The 16370-nt window shown below is 72.9% G+C and carries 15 protein-coding genes; 10 read left to right on the top strand and 5 right to left on the bottom strand.

Annotated elements, in window-relative coordinates:
• Nucleotides 1-144: 144 nt before the first annotated feature.
• Complete coding sequence (locus ACIHCL_RS19960) at nt 145-918, top strand: SseB family protein (protein WP_399863492.1); 774 nt, start codon at nt 145-147, stop codon at nt 916-918.
• A 124-nt stretch (nt 919-1042) separates the two neighbouring features.
• On the opposite strand, the gene ACIHCL_RS19955 is transcribed toward ACIHCL_RS19960, so the two are convergent.
• Nucleotides 1043-1441, bottom strand: a complete 399-nt coding sequence (locus ACIHCL_RS19955) for a DUF1844 domain-containing protein (protein ID WP_399863490.1) — start codon at nt 1439-1441, stop codon at nt 1043-1045.
• A 341-nt stretch (nt 1442-1782) separates the two neighbouring features.
• Here ACIHCL_RS19955 and infC point away from each other — a divergent pair, with 341 nt between their 5' ends.
• From infC to pheT, 7 genes are all read left to right on the top strand, one after another.
• Nucleotides 1783-2487: a translation initiation factor IF-3 gene (gene infC / locus ACIHCL_RS19950; RefSeq protein ID WP_399863718.1), complete on the top strand. Its 705-nt coding sequence runs from the start codon at nt 1783-1785 to the stop codon at nt 2485-2487.
• Nucleotides 2488-2607: 120 nt separating this feature from the next.
• Nucleotides 2608-2802 (top strand): 50S ribosomal protein L35, encoded by a 195-nt coding sequence (rpmI, locus tag ACIHCL_RS19945; RefSeq protein ID WP_399863488.1) that lies wholly within the window; start codon nt 2608-2610, stop codon nt 2800-2802.
• A 110-nt stretch (nt 2803-2912) separates the two neighbouring features.
• Nucleotides 2913-3299, top strand: a complete 387-nt coding sequence (rplT, locus tag ACIHCL_RS19940) for a 50S ribosomal protein L20 (protein WP_073787782.1) — start codon at nt 2913-2915, stop codon at nt 3297-3299.
• 134 nt (nt 3300-3433) lie between these two features.
• Entirely contained in the window at nt 3434-4264 is an 831-nt protein-coding gene (locus ACIHCL_RS19935; RefSeq protein ID WP_399863485.1) for a TrmH family RNA methyltransferase, read from the top strand.
• A gap of 246 nt (nt 4265-4510) precedes the next feature.
• Nucleotides 4511-5734 (top strand): ATP-binding protein, encoded by a 1224-nt coding sequence (locus ACIHCL_RS19930; protein WP_399863482.1) that lies wholly within the window; start codon nt 4511-4513, stop codon nt 5732-5734.
• 191 nt (nt 5735-5925) lie between these two features.
• Complete coding sequence (pheS, locus tag ACIHCL_RS19925) at nt 5926-7053, top strand: phenylalanine--tRNA ligase subunit alpha (protein ID WP_399863480.1); 1128 nt, start codon at nt 5926-5928, stop codon at nt 7051-7053.
• Complete coding sequence (gene pheT / locus ACIHCL_RS19920) at nt 7053-9566, top strand: phenylalanine--tRNA ligase subunit beta (protein ID WP_399863478.1); 2514 nt, start codon at nt 7053-7055, stop codon at nt 9564-9566. The genes pheS and pheT overlap by 1 nt, the downstream gene beginning before the upstream one ends.
• A 214-nt stretch (nt 9567-9780) precedes the next feature.
• Here pheT and ACIHCL_RS19915 read toward each other — a convergent pair whose 3' ends face one another.
• Entirely contained in the window at nt 9781-10641 is an 861-nt protein-coding gene (locus ACIHCL_RS19915; protein WP_399863475.1) for a 3-hydroxybutyryl-CoA dehydrogenase, read from the bottom strand.
• A gap of 222 nt (nt 10642-10863) precedes the next feature.
• Between ACIHCL_RS19915 and ACIHCL_RS19910 the strand changes: the two genes are divergently transcribed.
• Entirely contained in the window at nt 10864-12159 is a 1296-nt protein-coding gene (locus ACIHCL_RS19910) for a glycoside hydrolase family 10 protein (RefSeq protein ID WP_399863472.1), read from the top strand.
• A gap of 96 nt (nt 12160-12255) precedes the next feature.
• On the opposite strand, the gene ACIHCL_RS19905 is transcribed toward ACIHCL_RS19910, so the two are convergent.
• Nucleotides 12256-12468 (bottom strand): DUF1918 domain-containing protein, encoded by a 213-nt coding sequence (locus ACIHCL_RS19905; protein ID WP_399863716.1) that lies wholly within the window; start codon nt 12466-12468, stop codon nt 12256-12258.
• 180 nt (nt 12469-12648) lie between these two features.
• Nucleotides 12649-13632, bottom strand: coding sequence for a DMT family transporter (locus ACIHCL_RS19900; RefSeq protein WP_399863470.1), 984 nt, complete (start codon nt 13630-13632; stop codon nt 12649-12651).
• Here ACIHCL_RS19900 and ACIHCL_RS19895 point away from each other — a divergent pair.
• A complete protein-coding gene (locus ACIHCL_RS19895; RefSeq protein ID WP_399863468.1) occupies nt 13631-15133 on the top strand; it encodes a PLP-dependent aminotransferase family protein in 1503 nt (500 codons plus the stop codon). The two genes, ACIHCL_RS19900 and ACIHCL_RS19895, sit on opposite strands and share 2 nt — an antisense overlap.
• Before the next feature lie 251 nt (nt 15134-15384).
• On the opposite strand, the gene ACIHCL_RS19890 is transcribed toward ACIHCL_RS19895, so the two are convergent.
• Nucleotides 15385-16170 (bottom strand): Clp protease N-terminal domain-containing protein, encoded by a 786-nt coding sequence (locus tag ACIHCL_RS19890; protein ID WP_399863466.1) that lies wholly within the window; start codon nt 16168-16170, stop codon nt 15385-15387.
• Nucleotides 16171-16370 lie beyond the last annotated feature (200 nt).

Raw genomic sequence — 16370 nt, 5'->3', positions numbered from 1 at the left:
GAGGGCCGGGGCGACGACCGGTCCGCCGCTTGTCCGGACGGCCGGGTGAGAACCGGTTCCGTCCGAAGGGCCGGGGGAGAAGGTCCGCCGACCGCGCGCCGACCTGCCGCAAGGGCGTACCCGCGCAGGGGCTACGCTCGCCCCGTGGAGCTGAAGAACATCCCGGACCCCGGTTACTCCGACGACGACGGCTCGGCCGACCCGGCACTCGCGGCGGCGCTCGCCGCCTGGGCCGAGAACCGCAAGGCGGTCGGCCCGGTACTCGAAGCACTCCAGGGGACCCGGCTCCTGGTCCCCGTCGTCGCCGTGCTCGGCGAGGTGGAGGAGGGCCCAGGGGAGTGCGAAGCCGGTCGGCAGGGTGGTGGCGCAGGGCGCGGGAGCGGGCTGCGCCGCGAGAAGACCAGCGACATGGCCGTCCCCACCCTGCAGGCCGGTGACCGCCGCGCCCTGCCCGCCTTTACCTCGACCGACTCGCTGGCCCGCTGGGACCCGAAGGCCCGCCCCGTCGCGGTGCCCCTGTACCAGGCTCTGCGCGCCGCCGCGCACGAGAAGGCGGACACCGTCGTCCTCGACCTCGCCGGACCGGTCCCGTTCGAGCTGACCGGCTCCGCGCTGCTCGCCCTCGCCGAGGGCCGCACCAGTGCCGACCCGCTGGACGACCCCGCGGTCACGTCGGCGGTGCGTGACGCGGTCGCCGCCGAGCCGGCCGTGCTCCGCGCCCATCTCGGCCCCGGCAGCGCCGACGGCACGCTCGCCCTCGTCCTCGCCCCGGAGGCCGACCCCGCCGGCACGGCCCGCCGGGTCGCCGAGCGGCTGGCGGCCGACGGGGTCCTGCGCGCCCGTCTGGTGCGCGGCCTGGACCTGGCGGTGCTCCCGGCCGACGCGGCGGCACCGGGCGAGGCCCTGTTCGCGCGCTGAGCCCCCGGAACCGGCCCCTCCCGGAATCCGGCCCCGTACGACGTGTGAGCCCACCACCCTCCCCGGGTGGTGGGCTCACACGTCGTGGAACGGGGGCCTGCGGAAGCAGCGGCGGACCGGTCGGTCAGCCGAAGACCGGACCGGTGTACTTCTCGCCGGGGCCCTGACCGGGCTCGTCCGGCACGAGCGACGCCTCCCGGAAGGCCAGCTGGAGCGACTTCAGGCCGTCACGCAGCGGAGCCGCGTGGAAGGAGCTGATCTCCGTCGTACTGGCGTCCAGCAGCCCGGCCAGGGCCTGGACCAGTTTGCGGGCCTCGTCGAGGTCCTTGTGCTCGTCGCCCCCCTCGGTCAGGCCGAGCTTCACGGCGGCGGCGCTCATCAGATTGACCGCGACCGTCACGATCACCTCGACCGCGGGCACCTCCGCGATGTCGCGGGCCATCTCGTCGAAGCCGGGAGAACCGGGAGAATCCGCGGAACCCGGGGAACCCTGGGAGTCGGTGCTGGGGATCGTGTCGCTCATGCGCCCTACGATAGGCCCCCACCGACCCGGTCCGGTCCCGGGGAGCGGCCGACGGACGCGGGCGGCTCGCCGGCGGTTGGTGCATGCCCCGTGGAGCTGCTAACCTTGTGTGTCGACCGGCTGGGCAACATTGTGCCCGGCCCACAAGTGGAGGCTCCGATCTCCCACCTGGCCGTCCCTAGGGACGGCGGGTCACCGGTCAGGTGGTGCCCATCGTTCCGTACGGACGATGGATCCGCCCGATGCGCCCCGCGGAAGACCGCGGCGGTGCTCCGGTTGTTCCAGGAGCCCCGCCTGTGTCCCGTCCGGGGCATTTTTCGTGTCCTTGCGCGGTTGGTCTCATACGAAACAGACGTTGCGCGGCTGTCCGCCAGGCGGTCGCGTGGTGCTACCGAGGAGGATCCATCAGCGCCGAGCCCCGCATCAACGACCGGATTCGCGTTCCCGAGGTGCGACTTGTCGGTCCCAGTGGCGAGCAGGTCGGGATTGTTCCGCTTGCCAAGGCCCTGGAACTCGCGCAGGAGTACGACCTCGACCTGGTCGAGGTGGCGGCGACCGCCCGTCCGCCCGTGTGCAAGCTCATGGACTACGGGAAGTTCAAGTACGAGTCGGCCATGAAGGCCCGTGAGGCGCGCAAGAACCAGGCGCACACGGTCATCAAGGAGATGAAGCTCCGGCCGAAGATCGACCCGCACGACTACGACACCAAGAAGGGTCACGTCGTCCGGTTCCTCAAGCAGGGCGACAAGGTCAAGATCACGATCATGTTCCGTGGTCGTGAGCAGTCCCGGCCGGAACTGGGCTTCCGACTGCTCCAGCGTCTGGCTTCGGATGTGGAGGACCTCGGTTTCATCGAGTCCAACCCGAAGCAGGACGGCCGGAACATGATCATGGTTCTGGGCCCGCACAAGAAGAAGACGGAAGCCATGGCCGAGGCCCGCGAGGCCCAGGCCGCCCGCAAGGCGGGACGCCAGGGCTCCGGCTCCGGCGCCGACGCCGCGGACGGAGACCCGCAGGCTACCGACGAGACACCTTCCGAGGCGTGATCTCAGGGGGCCGCCATCCAGGCGGCCCCGAGTTCACCCCGGAAACCCATCAAGATCTGACGCCCCTGCTGTCCGGTGCCCGCACCGAGGGGGCGCCACCGACGAGGAGAGAACGGCGCGATGCCGAAGAACAAGACGCACAGCGGTGCCAGCAAGCGTTTCAAGATCACCGGCTCGGGCAAGGTGGTCCGCGAGCGCGCCGGCAAGCGCCACCTTCTGGAGCACAAGTCGTCCAAGAAGACCCGTTCGCTGACCGGAACGGTTGTGGCGGCCCCGGCCGACGCCAAGAAGGTCAAGAAGCTTCTCGGCAAGTGAGTCCGCTGCCCCGGGCGACCCCGCGGGCGGCACCCTCGACTGAAGACCGGGACCCCATCGTTTCCGGGCCGTGTGAGTACAACCACGGCCCCGCTGCAAGGAGTTGACAAGTGGCACGCGTCAAGCGCGCAGTAAACGCCCACAAGAAGCGCCGCGCGATCCTGGAGCAGGCCAGCGGCTACCGCGGCCAGCGCTCGCGGCTGTACCGCAAGGCGAAGGAGCAGGTCACCCACTCCCTCGTCTACAACTACAACGACCGCAAGAAGCGCAAGGGCGACTTCCGCCAGCTGTGGATCCAGCGCATCAACGCTGCCGCGCGTCAGAACGGCATGACGTACAACCGCCTCATCCAGGGTCTGAAGGCCGCCAACATCGAGGTGGACCGCAAGATGCTGGCCGAGCTCGCGGTCAACGACGCCAACGCGTTCGCCGCGCTCGTCGAGGTCGCCCAGAAGGCCCTCCCGAGCGACGTCAACGCCCCGAAGGCCGCCGCCTGATCCCGGGCGTCCTTCCCGTTCGCTGAGCCGGACCCGCAGGCGCTCGCCGCCTGCGGGTCCGGTGCGTTGTACCCCGTCCCGTACGCGTTCCGTACGGCCGTCACCTCCGTACGCAGAGAGGCTCGCCGCCGACCATGGGCACCCCCGAACTGATCTCCCCGCGATCGCCGCGCATCATCGCCGCCCGGCGGCTGGCCAAGCGCAATTTCCGCGGCAAGGAGCGCAGGTTCATCGCCGAGGGCCCGCAGGCCGTGCGCGAGGCCGCCGCACATCGCGGTGCCGACGGCGAGCCGACGCTGATCGAACTCTTCGCCACCGTCGAGGCCGCCGAGCGGTACGCCGACATCGTCGAGGCCGCCCGTGCGACCGGGGCCCGGGTGCACCTCGCGGACGCGGGCGTGCTCGCCGACGTGTCGCAGACCGTCACCCCGCAGGGCCTGATCGGCGTGTGCCGCTTCCTCGACTCCCCGTTCGAGGCCGTCCTCGCCGTGCGGCCGAGACTGGTCGCCGTCCTCGCCCACGTACGCGACCCCGGCAACGCGGGCACGGTGCTGCGCTGCGCCGACGCCGCGGGCGCCGACGCCGTCGTGCTCACGGACGCCTCGGTGGACCTCTACAACCCCAAGTCCGTCCGGGCCTCGGTCGGTTCGCTCTTCCACCTGCCGGTCGTCGTCGGCGTCCCGGTCGAGCGGGCCGTCCGCGGGCTGAGGGAGGCGGGCGTGCGCATCCTCGCCGCCGACGGCGCGGGCGACGACGACCTCGACGACGAACTCGACGCCGGGACCATGGGCGGCCCCACCGCCTGGGTCTTCGGTAACGAGGCGTGGGGGCTGCCGGAGGAGACCCGGGCGCTGGCCGACGCGGTCGTGCGGGTACCGATCCACGGCAGGGCCGAGAGTCTCAACCTGGCGACCGCGGCAGCCGTCTGCCTGTACGCCTCCGCACGGGCCCAGCGGGCCCGCTGAGCCCGTGCGCTCGGGGCGTGCACATCCGTGATCGGGAAGGACGCCCCCTTCGGGGGAACTCCCACCCTCCGAGAACCGGGCCGTCCGCACCGGCCGCGCCCGCGACGGCGGCACGCCCCCGTACGGCCGCACGGCGCACTGCGGGTGCGCGCCCCCGCAGGGTGTCACGGTGTCGCCGACGACTAGTAGGGTGACCAGCCGGGGGCCCACTGCACCGGTTGGCGTTCGAGGGGTGGGACAGGGGATATGGGCGTCGGCATGAACAGGCCGCACGGAACACGCACCGCCGCCGTGCACGCCTGCGAGGACTCCGACGCCGCGGACGGGCCGACCGACGGCCGGAGCCCCGCCGCCCCCGTCTCCCGCCCGGGCACCGGCCCCGGCGACTCCCCCGGGACCGCGGGATCCGGCGACTTCCCCCGGGGCGTCGACCCCGACGACCTGCCCGACGGCCTGGTCATCGCCGACGAGTCCGGCCGGATCGTCTGCTTCAACGCCGCGGCCGCCCGTATCACCGCCGTGCCCCGGGCGACCGCCCTCGGCAGTCCGCTGGACCGGGCGCTGCCGCTGGAGGACCTCAAGGGCCGCCGCTGGTGGGCCCTGACCGATCCGTACGGCGGCCTCGCCACCCGCACCGGCCAGCCCGAACGCCATCTGCTGCTGCCGGGCGGCCGCGAGGTCCTGGTCTCCGCCCGGTACGTGCGCGAGCACCCCACCGGCCCCGTGCACCGCGTGGTGGTCTCCCTGCGCGGCACCGAGGCCCGGCGCCGCAACGAGCGCAGCCACGCCGAACTCATCGCGACCGTCGCCCACGAGCTGCGCTCCCCGCTGACCTCCGTCAAGGGGTTCACCGCGACGCTCCTCGCCAAGTGGGAGCGGTTCACCGACGACCAGAAGCGCCTGATGCTGGAGACCGTCGACGCGGACGCGAGCCGCGTCACCCGGCTCATCGCCGAACTGCTCGACATCTCCCGGATCGACTCCGGCCGGCTGGAGCTGCGGCGGCAGCCGGTGGATCTCTCCGCCGCCGTCGAACGCCATGTCCAGGCCCTCACCGCGAAGGGGCAGAACCCGGACCGCTTCCTCGTCCGCACCTGCCAGCCGCTGCCCGCGGTCTGGGCCGACCCGGACAAGGTCGACCAGGTCCTCGGCAACCTCCTGGAAAACGCCGTGCGCCACGGCGAGGGAACCGTCACCATCGAAGTCGCACCCGCACCGGCGAAGGATGACGAGAAGGGAGCGGCGGTGACCGTGAGCGACGAGGGGCCCGGTATCCCCGAGGAGTCGATGGCCCGCGTCTTCACCCGCTTCTGGCGGGGCAGCAAGCGGGGCGGCACGGGCCTGGGCCTCTACATCGTCAAGGGCATCGTCAAGGCGCACGGCGGAACGATCACGGTCGGCCGCGGTCTCGGCGGCGGCGCCGAATTCCGGTTCGTCCTGCCCGTGAACACCCCCGCGCACCTCGCGTAGCGGCGGCCGGACGGACCGGCGGCGGGGCCCGGTGGAGGCCGTCCGCGCCTCCCGCGGACCCTCGGCACGCCCGTCGCCCTTTAGACTCGTCCTTTGGCACCTTTGCGTCCTCCAGCCGTCGGGCGGGGCCGTCGGGGTCCGGGGCGTTCCCGGTTCAGAGCAGTACCAGCCAATCGGAAGCACGGGAAGAGATGTCGGCACCGAACAAGTCGTACGACCCAGTCGAGGTCGAGGCACTGAAACCGGAAGTGATCGAGCGCATGCGGGACGAGGCGTTCGCCGCCTTCGCCGCCGCCGGTGACCTCGACGCGCTCGCCCGGGCGAAGACCGCGCACACCGGCGGCACCTCGCCGCTGGCGCTCGCCAACCGGGAGATCGGCGCCCTGCCGCCGCACGCCAAGGCCGAGGCCGGCAAGCGCGTGGGCCAGGCCCGAGGCGCCGTGAACAAGGCCCTCGCCGCGCGTCAGGCGGAGCTGGAGGCCGAGCGGGACGCCCGTGTGCTGATCGAGGAGGCGGTGGACGTCACGCTGCCCCACGACCGCGTCCCGGCCGGCGCCCGCCACCCGCTGACGACCCTCATGGAGCGCGTCGCGGACGTCTTCGTGGCCATGGGCTACGAGGTGGCGGAAGGCCCCGAGGCCGAGGCCGAGTGGTTCAACTTCGACGCGCTGAACTTCGTGCCCGACCACCCGGCCCGGCAGATGCAGGACACCTTCTTCGTCCGCGGCGCCGACCGCACCGACACCGACGAGTCCGGGGTCGTGCTGCGCACGCACACCTCGCCGGTCCAGGCCCGCACCCTGCTCGACCGCGAGCCCCCCGTCTACGTCGTCTGCCCCGGCCGCGTCTACCGCACCGACGAGCTCGACGCGACGCACACCCCGGTCTTCCACCAGATCGAGCTGCTGGCCGTCGACGAGGGCCTCACCATGGCCGACCTCAAGGGCACCCTCGACCACATGGTCCAGGCGCTCTTCGGCCCGGACATGAAGACCCGGCTGCGGCCGAACTTCTTCCCGTTCACCGAGCCGTCCGCCGAGATGGACATGGTCTGCTACGTCTGCCGCGGCACGTCCGTCGGCAACCCGGACCGCCCCTGCCGCACCTGTGGCAGCGAGGGCTGGATCGAGCTCGGCGGCTGCGGCATGGTCAATCCCAGGGTGCTCATCGCCTGCGGCGTCGACCCCCAGAAGTACAGCGGATTCGCCTTCGGGTTCGGCATCGAACGGATGCTGATGTTCCGCCACAACGTCGAAGACATGCGAGACATGGTCGAGGGTGACGTCCGTTTCACCCGGCCGTTCGGGATGGAGATCTGATGCGTGTCCCGCTTTCCTGGCTGCGGGAGTACGTCGACCTGCCGGCGACGGAGACCGGCCGTGACGTACAGGCCAAGCTCGTCGACGTCGGGCTGGAGGTCGAGACCGTCGAGCAGATCGGCGCCGGCCTCAAGGGCCCCTTGGTCGTCGGACAGGTCCTGACCATCGAGGAACTGGAGGGCTTCAAGAAGCCCATCCGCTTCTGCACCGTCGACGTCGGCGACGCCAACGGCACGGGCGAGCCGCAGGAGATCGTCTGCGGAGCCCGCAACTTCTCCGTGGGCGACAAGGTCGTCGTGGTCCTCCCGGGTGCCGTCCTGCCCGGCGACTTCGCGATCTCCGCGCGCAAGACGTACGGCCGGACCTCGCACGGCATGATCTGCTCCGCCGACGAGCTCGGCATGGGCAACGACGGCACGCACGGCATCATCGTGCTTCCGCCGGAGCACGAGGTGGGCACCGACGCCATCGAGCTGCTCCAGCTCGTCGACGAGGTCCTGGACATCGCCGTCACGCCCGACCGCGGCTACTGCCTGTCCATGCGAGGCGTCGCCCGCGAGACCGCCATCGCCTACGGGCTGCCGCTGCGCGACCCGGCGCTCCTCGACGTGCCCGCGCCCAACGCGTTCGGCCACCCGGTCAAGGTCGCCGACCCGATCGGCTGCGACCGGTTCACCGCGCGCACCGTCGTCGGCCTCCAGCCCGAGGCGCGCTCCCCGATCTGGATGCAGCGCCGGCTGCAGAAGGCCGGGATGCGTCCGATCTCGCTCGCCGTCGACATCACCAACTACGTGATGCTGGAGCTCGGCCAGCCCCTGCACGCCTACGACCGCACCCGTCTCGACGGGCCGATCGGGGTGCGCCGCGCCCAGCAGGGCGAGAAGCTCACCACCCTCGACGGCACGGTCCGCGTCCTGGACGCCGAGGACCTGGTCATCACCGACGACCGCGGCCCGATCGGCCTCGCGGGCGTCATGGGCGGCGCCAACACCGAGATCGCGGACGCCCAGGAGGGTGCCCACGGCACCACCGAGGTCGTCATCGAGGCGGCGCACTTCGACGCCATCTCGATCGCCCGTACCGCACGCCGCCACAAGCTGTCCTCCGAAGCGTCCAAGCGCTTCGAGCGCGGCACCGACCCGCAGGCCGCGGCCGCCGCCGCGCAGCGCACCGTCGACCTGCTGGTGCTGCTCGCGGGCGGCACCGCCGAGGCCGGGGTCACCGAGGTCCGCGCCCCGTCCGCGCCCCGCACCGTCACGCTGCCCGCGTCCCACCCCGACCGGGTGGCCGGCGTCGACTACGGACGCGAGACCGTCGTGCGCCGCCTCCAGGAGGTCGGCTGCGACGTCTACGGGCAGGACGAGCTGGTCGTGACCGTGCCGTCCTGGCGCCCCGACCTCAGGGAGCCGAACGACCTCGCCGAGGAGGTCATCCGGCTGGAGGGTTACGAGAACCTCCCGTCCACGCTCCCGACGCCGCCGTCCGGCCGCGGCCTGACCGACCGTCAGCGGCTGCACCGCCGGATCGGCCGGGCGCTCGCCGGAACCGGGTACGTCGAGGCGCTCAACTACCCCTTCGTCGGTTCCGCCGCGTTCGACCAGTTGGGGCTCGACGCCGACGACGCCCGCCGCCGTACCGTCGACCTCGTCAACCCGCTCTCCGACGAGGAGCCCTCGCTGCGCACCACGCTGCTGCCGGGGCTGCTCGGCGCACTGCGGCGCAACGACGGCCGGGGCAGCCACGACCTGGCGCTCTTCGAGACCGGGCTCGTCTTCCGGCCCGCCGCCGACGCGGCGAAGGCCGTCCGGCTGCCCGTCGACCGCCGCCCCACCGACGAGGAGATCGCCGCGCTCGACGCCGTGCTCCCGCACCAGCCCCGCCGTGCCGCGGTCGTCCTCGCGGGCGCCCGCGAGCAGGCCGGATGGTGGGGCGCGGGCCGTCCGGCCGACTGGGCGGACGCCATCGAGGCCGCCCGTGTCGTCGCCGGCGAGGCGGGGGTCGAGGTGACCGTCCGCGGCGACCAGCACGAGCCGTGGCACCCGGGCCGCTGCGCCGCGCTGTACGTCACGGTGAACGGCGAGGAGACCCTGTTCGGGCATGCCGGTGAACTGCACCCGCGTGTGGTCAAGGCACTCCACCTCCCGGAGCGCACCTGCGCCATGGAGGTCGAACTGGACGTCCTGGAGCGGGCCGCCGACGGCCCCGTCCAGGCACCCCGGATCTCCTCCTTCCCGGTCGCGACCCAGGACGTCGCGCTGATCGTCGCGGAGAACGTGCCCGCCGCCGACGTGGAGCGGGCGCTCCGCGAGGGCGCGGGTGAACTCCTCGAATCGCTGCGGCTGTTCGACATCTTCATCGGCGATCAGATCGGCGCGGGCCGCAAGTCCCTGGCGTACGCGCTGCGCTTCCGTGCCGCGGACCGCACGCTGACCGTCGACGAGGCCACGGCCGCCCGTGACGCCGCGGTGGCACTGGCCGCCGAACGGACGGGCGCGGTGCTGAGGGGCGCGTAACGGCGCACCGCGCATCGCGCGGCGAGACATGAAGGGGCGTGCCCGGTCGCCGGGCACGCCCCTTCGGCGTGGTGGAGCCGCCTGTGCGCACCGTCCGCGGAGCGGCTCGGCACCCCGCCCTCCGCGAGGCCCCGCAGAGGCGGGGGCCTCGCGGGAACACGGACGGGGCCGGCCGGGGATCGCCCGGGCCGGCCCCGAACAGGAGCGGTGGGGATCAGGAGTACACGTAGAAGCCCGAACCGGTCTTGCGGCCGAGCCGGCCGGCGTCCACCATGCGCTGGAGCAGCGGGGGAGCGGCGTACAGCGGCTCCTTGAACTCCGCGTACATCGAATCGGCGACCGACGCCACGGTGTCCAGGCCGATCAGGTCGGAGAGCTTGAGCGGGCCCATGGGGTGGGCGCAGCCGAGCTCCATGCCGTTGTCGATGTCCTCACGGCTGGCGATCCCCGACTCGAACATCCTGATCGCGGACAGGAGGTACGGGATCAGCAGCGCGTTGACGACGAAGCCGGACCGGTCCTGGGCGTGGATCGGGTGCTTGCCGAGAACGTCCCGGGCCAGGGCCTCCGCGCGCCGCACCGTGTCGTCGGAGGTCGTCAGGGCGGGGATCAGCTCGACGAGCTGCTGCACCGGGGCCGGGTTGAAGAAGTGGATGCCGATGACCTGGTCCGGGCGGGAGGTCGCCACGGCCAGCTTCACCAGCGGGATGGAGGAGGTGTTCGAGGCGAGGATGGCGTCCCGCCGGGTCACCACCTGGTCGAGCACCTGGAAGATCTCGGTCTTGACCCCTTCGTTCTCCACGACGGCCTCGATGACGAGATCGCGGTCGGCGAACTCCCCGAGGTCGGTCGTGAAGGTCAGCCGGGCGAGTGTCTCGTCCCGTTCCTCCGGTGTGATCTTGCCGCGGTCGGCGGCCTTCGAAAGGGAGTTGTGGAGCCTGGTGCGGCCGATCTCCAGCGCCTCGCCGGTGGTCTCGGCCACCTTGACCTCAAGACCGCTGCGGGCGCACACCTCCGCGATGCCCGCGCCCATCTGGCCACAGCCCACCACTCCGACGCGTGAAATATCGGCCATAGAGTCCGTCACCTCGTGCCTTTCCCTGATCTCCGAGTCGCAGGTTCCCGTGTGATTCCGGTGCCCGCCCCGACCCCACGACGTTACTCCGCGGCCTACGGGTCATCGCGGGCCGGGGCGGGCATGCTCTGCGGTACGCCCGGAAGCGGAGGCGACGGGCGCCGACGAAGACCGTGTCGACGACGACACAGAGGACGACACAGAGACGGCAGGTGTGACGACATGCGGAAGATGGCCAGAAGAGGCTTCGTGACGGGGGCGGCCGGAGTGGTCGCCGGGGTCGCGGGCTCGGCAGTCCTGGTGGGCGACGCCGTCGCGGCCCCTTCCCGGGGGGCCTTCGCAACAGCGCGGGCGGACGCGCCGCCGCGCCGGGGCGGACGCCATCCCGCGCGGCGCGCATTGCGCGGGATGTGGGTGGCCACCGTCGCCAACCTCGACTGGCCGTCGAAGCCTGGTCTGACGGCCGCCGCACAGCAGTCGGAGCTGACCGACCACCTGGACGAGGCCGTGGACCGGCGGCTGAACGCCGTGATCTTCCAGGTCCGGCCGAGCGCCGACGCCCTGTGGCCCTCGCCGTACGAGCCGTGGGCCCAGTACCTCACCGGTGTCCAGGGCAAGGACCCCGGCTGGGATCCGCTGGGCACCGCGGTGCGCGAGGCCCACGACCGCGGCCTGGAACTGCATGCCTGGTTCAACCCGTACCGGGTCGCCAACCACACCGACCCCTCCCGGCTGGCCGCCGCCCACCCCGCCAGGCGGCACCCCGAATGGGTCCTGCCGTACGGCGGGAAGCTCTACTACAACCCGGGCATCCCGGAGGTCCGCCGCTTCGTCCAGGACGCGATGCTGGACGCGGTGCGGCGCTACGACATCGACGCCGTGCACTGGGACGACTACTTCTACCCGTACCCGGTCGCCGGGCAGGAGTTCGACGACGCTGCCGCGTACGCGAAGTACGGGGCCGGGTTCCCCGACCGGGCCGCCTGGCGGCGCGACAACACCGACCGCCTCGTGCGCGAGACCGCGGAGCGGATCAAGAAGATCAAGAAGAACGTCCGGTTCGGCATCAGTCCGTTCGGGGTGTGGCGCAACGCCGCGACGGACCCCCTCGGCTCCGACACGAGGGCGGGCGTGCAGACCTACGACGACCTGTACGCCGACACCCGCGGCTGGGTCAAGAAGGGCTGGGTCGACTACATCTGCCCCCAGGTCTACTGGCACCTCGGCTTTGCCGCCGCCGACTACGCCGAACTGGTGCCCTGGTGGAACGAGGTCGTTCGGGGCACGGGCGTCGACCTGTACATCGGCGAGGCGCTGTACAAGGCCGGCGACCCCGCCCAGCCGGACGCCTGGCAGGACCCGGCCGAACTCTCCCGCCACCTCGACTTCTCCGCGGGCCAGGACCAGGTGCGCGGCCATGTCTACTTCTCCGGCAAGGACGCGGCGCAGGACCGGATCGGCGCGCTGGCCCGGGTGGTGGCCGACCACTACCGCAACCGGGTGCGCCCGCCCCGCTGAGAGAGCGGCGGAGCGGGCACTGCGGTCAGGGGCGGACGGCCGGTGGGATCGGCCGTCCGCCCGGGGCCCGGGAACGACGAGCGCCGCCGGAGGCCGCTACGGGGTCTCCGGTGTCCGCTTCCGGTCGGCGATGTGCTGTACGACGCTGTCGGGACCAGGTGAAATCACGTGCTCGTGTCCGTCCTCGGACCGGACGCGGTACGGGGGAGTACCCCCGGCCCCGAGCACTTCGATGATCTCTGCGACCTTGTCGTGCTGCCCCACGGTTCTGCCGTGCGTGAGCAGCCGGTCGCCCGCGCGTGCCTCCATCGGCAGTGACCTCCTCACGGGTGGCGATCCTTGTCGACAAGTCTATGACCGAAACGTGACTTCGCCCGGTGGAGAGAGTTCGCGGCCGGGAGCCGGGAGCCGGGAGCCGGGAGCCGGGAGCCGGGAGCCGGGAGCCGGGAGCCGGGAGCCGGGAGCCGGGAGCCGGGAGCGTGGTACGCGTTACGGGCGCGGGGTGCGCCTCGCAGCGCGGGGCCGGGTGCGGGGCCCGCGTCCCGGGCGCCGGGGGCGGCCCGCCCGCTGGGTGACCGCGATGCAGACGAGCACCGCGACCGCCGCCACCGGCGCAGCCGCCGACACCTCCTCGCCGAGCAAGAAGACCGACCAGCTCAGAGTCAGCAACGGCTGTGCGAGCTGGAGCTGGCTGGCGCGCGGGACCCCGATCTCCGCCATGCCCCGGTACCAGACGTACAGGCCGAGGAAGGTGGACCCGGCCGCCACCCAGACCAGTCCGATCACCCCGTGCGCGGTCAGCCGCACCGGCTCCAGGGGGAGCGCGACCGCTGCCCCGGCCACCGCGAGCGGCAGCGAGAGGACGAGTGCCCAGCCGACCACCTGCCAGCCCGGCATGACCGTGGCCAGCCTGCCTCCCTCGGTGTAACCGGCGGCACAGACCAGCAGTGCGCCGAACAGGTACAGATCGCCCGCGGACAGCGCACCGCCGCTCTGCCCGACGGTGAACGCGATCACCACGCCCGCCCCGGCGAGCGCCGCCAGCCAGAAGGCGCGGGGCGGCCGGGCTCCGGTGCGGAGCGAGGAGAACACTGCGGTCGTCAGCGGGAGCAGCCCCACCACCACGGCGGCGTGCGAGGTCGTCGAGGTCTGCAGGGCGAGCGTGGTGAGCATCGGGAAGCCGACCACCACACCTGCGGCCACGACGACCAGCCCGGGCCGGTGCGCGCGATCCGGCGGCGGAACGCGCCCGGCCAGCAGGAATCCACCCGCGATCAGCGCGGCGAGCACGCTGCGCAGGGCCACCAGGGACCAGGGACCGAAGCTCTCCAGACCCCAGACGGTGGACGGGAAGGTCAGTGAGAAGGCGACGACGCCGAGTCCGGCAAGAACGGCGCCGCCGCGGTTCGCCGCATCGGTAGCAGCGTCAACCGCTATCGTCTCCATCTGCGTAGCGCTATCTTTGACTCTCATGCAAGAGCGTAGCAGCGTCGATGAGCTGGTAAATCTTCTCCGGAGTGAGCTCAACCGCTACTCACCTGGTGGAAAGCTGCCGTCAAGCAGGGCTCTCGTCGAACGCTTCCGCGTCAGCCCCGTGACCGTTTCCCGGGCGATCGCCCGGCTCGCCGCGGAAGGCCTCGTCGTCACCCGGCCCGGCTCCGGCGCCTTCCGGGCGCGACCGCGGGCGGACGCGACGCCCCCACCCGGCGACACCTCCTGGCAGGAGGTCTCCCTGAGCGGGGACGGCGGCCCCGAAGTGCTGCCGCGCACCGTCGATGCCTCCGGCGTCCTGGTCACGCTCGCCGCACCCCCGCCCGGGGTCATCGAGCTCAACGGCGGCTACCTCCACTCCTCGCTCCAGCCGGAGCGGGCGCTCGCCGCGGCCCTCGCCCGGGCCGGCCGCCGGCCCGGTGCCTGGGGGCGCCCGCCCACCGACGGGCTGCCCGAACTGCGCGGCTGGTTCGCGCGGGAGACCGGGCCCGCGCTCACGGCCGCCGACGTGCTGATCACCGCAGGCGGCCAGAGCGCGCTGGCCGTCGCGCTGCGGGCGCTCGCCCCGCCCGGAGCCCCGGTGCTGGTCGAATCGCCCACCTATCCGGGCATGCTGGCGGCCGCCCGGGCGGCCGGACTGCGCCCCGTGCCGGTACCGGTGGACGCCGACGGCGTTCGGCCGGATCTGCTCGCCGCCGCGTTCCGGGCCACCGGCGCCCGGGTCCTCGTCTGCCAGCCGCTCTTCCAGAACCCCACGGGCGCGGTCCTCGCCCCCGAACGGCGCGGCGAGGTCGTGCGGTTGGCCCGCGCGGCGGGGGCCTTCATCGTCGAGGACGACTTCGCCCGGTACCTGGTGCACGACGATGCCGGTCCGCTGCCGCCGCCGCTCGCCGCCGACGACCCCGACGGTGTGGTCGTCCACGTCCGTTCGCTCACCAAGATCACCTCGCCGAGCCTGCGGGTGGGCGCGCTGGTCGCCCGCGGACCGGTGCTCGGCAGGCTCCGGGCCATCCAGGTCGTCGACAGCTTCTTCGTGCCCAGGCCGCTCCAGGAGGCCGCGCTGGAACTGGTCGGTTCCCCGGCCTGGGGTCATCATCTGCGGTCCGTGTCGGCGGAGCTGAGGATCCGCCGCAACGCCATGGCGGCGGCCCTGCGGCTCGATCTGCCCGCCCTCGCGCTCCCGCACGTCCCCGCGGGCGGCGGCAGCCTGTGGCTGCGCCTGCCGGGGACGGAGACGGGCACGGACGAGGCCGCGGTGGTCGCGGCGGCGCTGCGCGCGGGAGTGGCCGTGGCGCCCGGCCGCCCGTACTTCTGTGCCGAACCCCCGTCCCCGCAGATCCGGTTGAGCTTCGCCGCGGTCGCCGGTGCGACCGAGATCGTCGAGGGGATCCGCCGGCTGCGCACCGCCTGCGAGGAGACCCTGGGAAGGCCGCCGAGCCGATCGGAGGCGTCCGGCGGGGGAGCGGCTGCGCGGGGCGCGTGATCCCGCGGTGCGGGGCGGTGCTCCCGGCCGCGCCGACACCCCGCACGCGCACGGCGGTCGTACGCGCACGGTGCCTGTGCGCGCGAGGTCGGTGCGCGCCACCCCGGGACGTGCGCGACCCCCGCACGCCGCGCGCAGCCCGGGCCGTCCCCGTACGGCGCCCGTACGCGTGCGACGCCCGTACGCGTACGACGCCCCGGCCGGACGGGCCCGGCCGGGCGTCGGGCGTATCCGACCGGGGGCTGCTCGGGTCAGGCCCCCGCGTCCTCGTCAGCCCTCTTGCCCTGGTCCGCCTCCTTGTCCTTGTCCAGGGAATCGGCGAAGAACGCGAGGGCCTCGGCGACGGCCGCGTCGGCGGTCGACTTGTCGATACCGAGACCCGACAGCACGCCCGTGCCGTCCTCCTGCTCCAGCAGGGCCAGCAGGACGTGTTCGGTGCCGACGTAGTTGTGGCCCATGCGCAGAGCCTCACGGAACGTCAGTTCCAGCGCCTTGCGGGCCCCGGGGTCGTACGGGATCAGGTCGGGCACCGCGTCCGCGGCGGCGGGCAGGGCCTCGGTCGCGGCCCGGCGGACCGTCTCCAGAGTGATGCCCTGGGCCTTGAGGAACGCGACGCCCAGCCCCTCCGGCTCGCTGAGCAGCCCCAGGACCAGGTGCTCGGTGCGCACCTGGTCGTTGCCCGCCGCCCGGGCCTCGTTCTGCGCGGCCATGACGACGTTCTTGGCCCGGGTCGTGAAGCGGCCGAAGCCTTGGTTGGGGTCGAGGTCCGACGGCTCGCCGGGGTCCTTGGCGACGAACCGCTTCTGGGCCGCCTGCCGGGTCACGCCCATGCTCTTGCCGATCTCGGTCCAGGAAGCGCCCGACCGCCGGGCCTGGTCCACGAAGTGGCCGATCAGGTGGTCGGCCACTTCGCCGAGGTGGTCCGCGGCGATGACCGCGTCGGCGAGCTGGTCGAGGGCGTTGGTGTGGGACTGCTTGATGGCCTCGATCAGGTCGTCGAGGCGCACGGGATGGGTCATGCGTACGGGGTTCACCATGTGTCAACCATAGGTTGACAGTCGAGGAGGTGTCAACCGTGAGTTGACACCCGGGGGTGCTGGAAACGACGGAGCGCGGCGCCCCCCCCGGGGGCGGGGGGGGGGCCCCCCGGGGGGGGGGCCGGCCCGGGGGGGGGGCCGCCCCCGCCCCGGGGGTGCGGGGCCGGGGGCGGCCCGGGGGCAGGGTGGCGCCCTGCCCC

The sequence above is a fragment of the Streptomyces sp. NPDC052042 genome (assembly GCF_044548345.1).
Lineage (GTDB): Bacteria > Actinomycetota > Actinomycetes > Streptomycetales > Streptomycetaceae > Streptomyces.
Note: the sequence above shows the minus strand (reverse complement) of the source record. Positions and strands in the feature narration are given on the sequence as shown.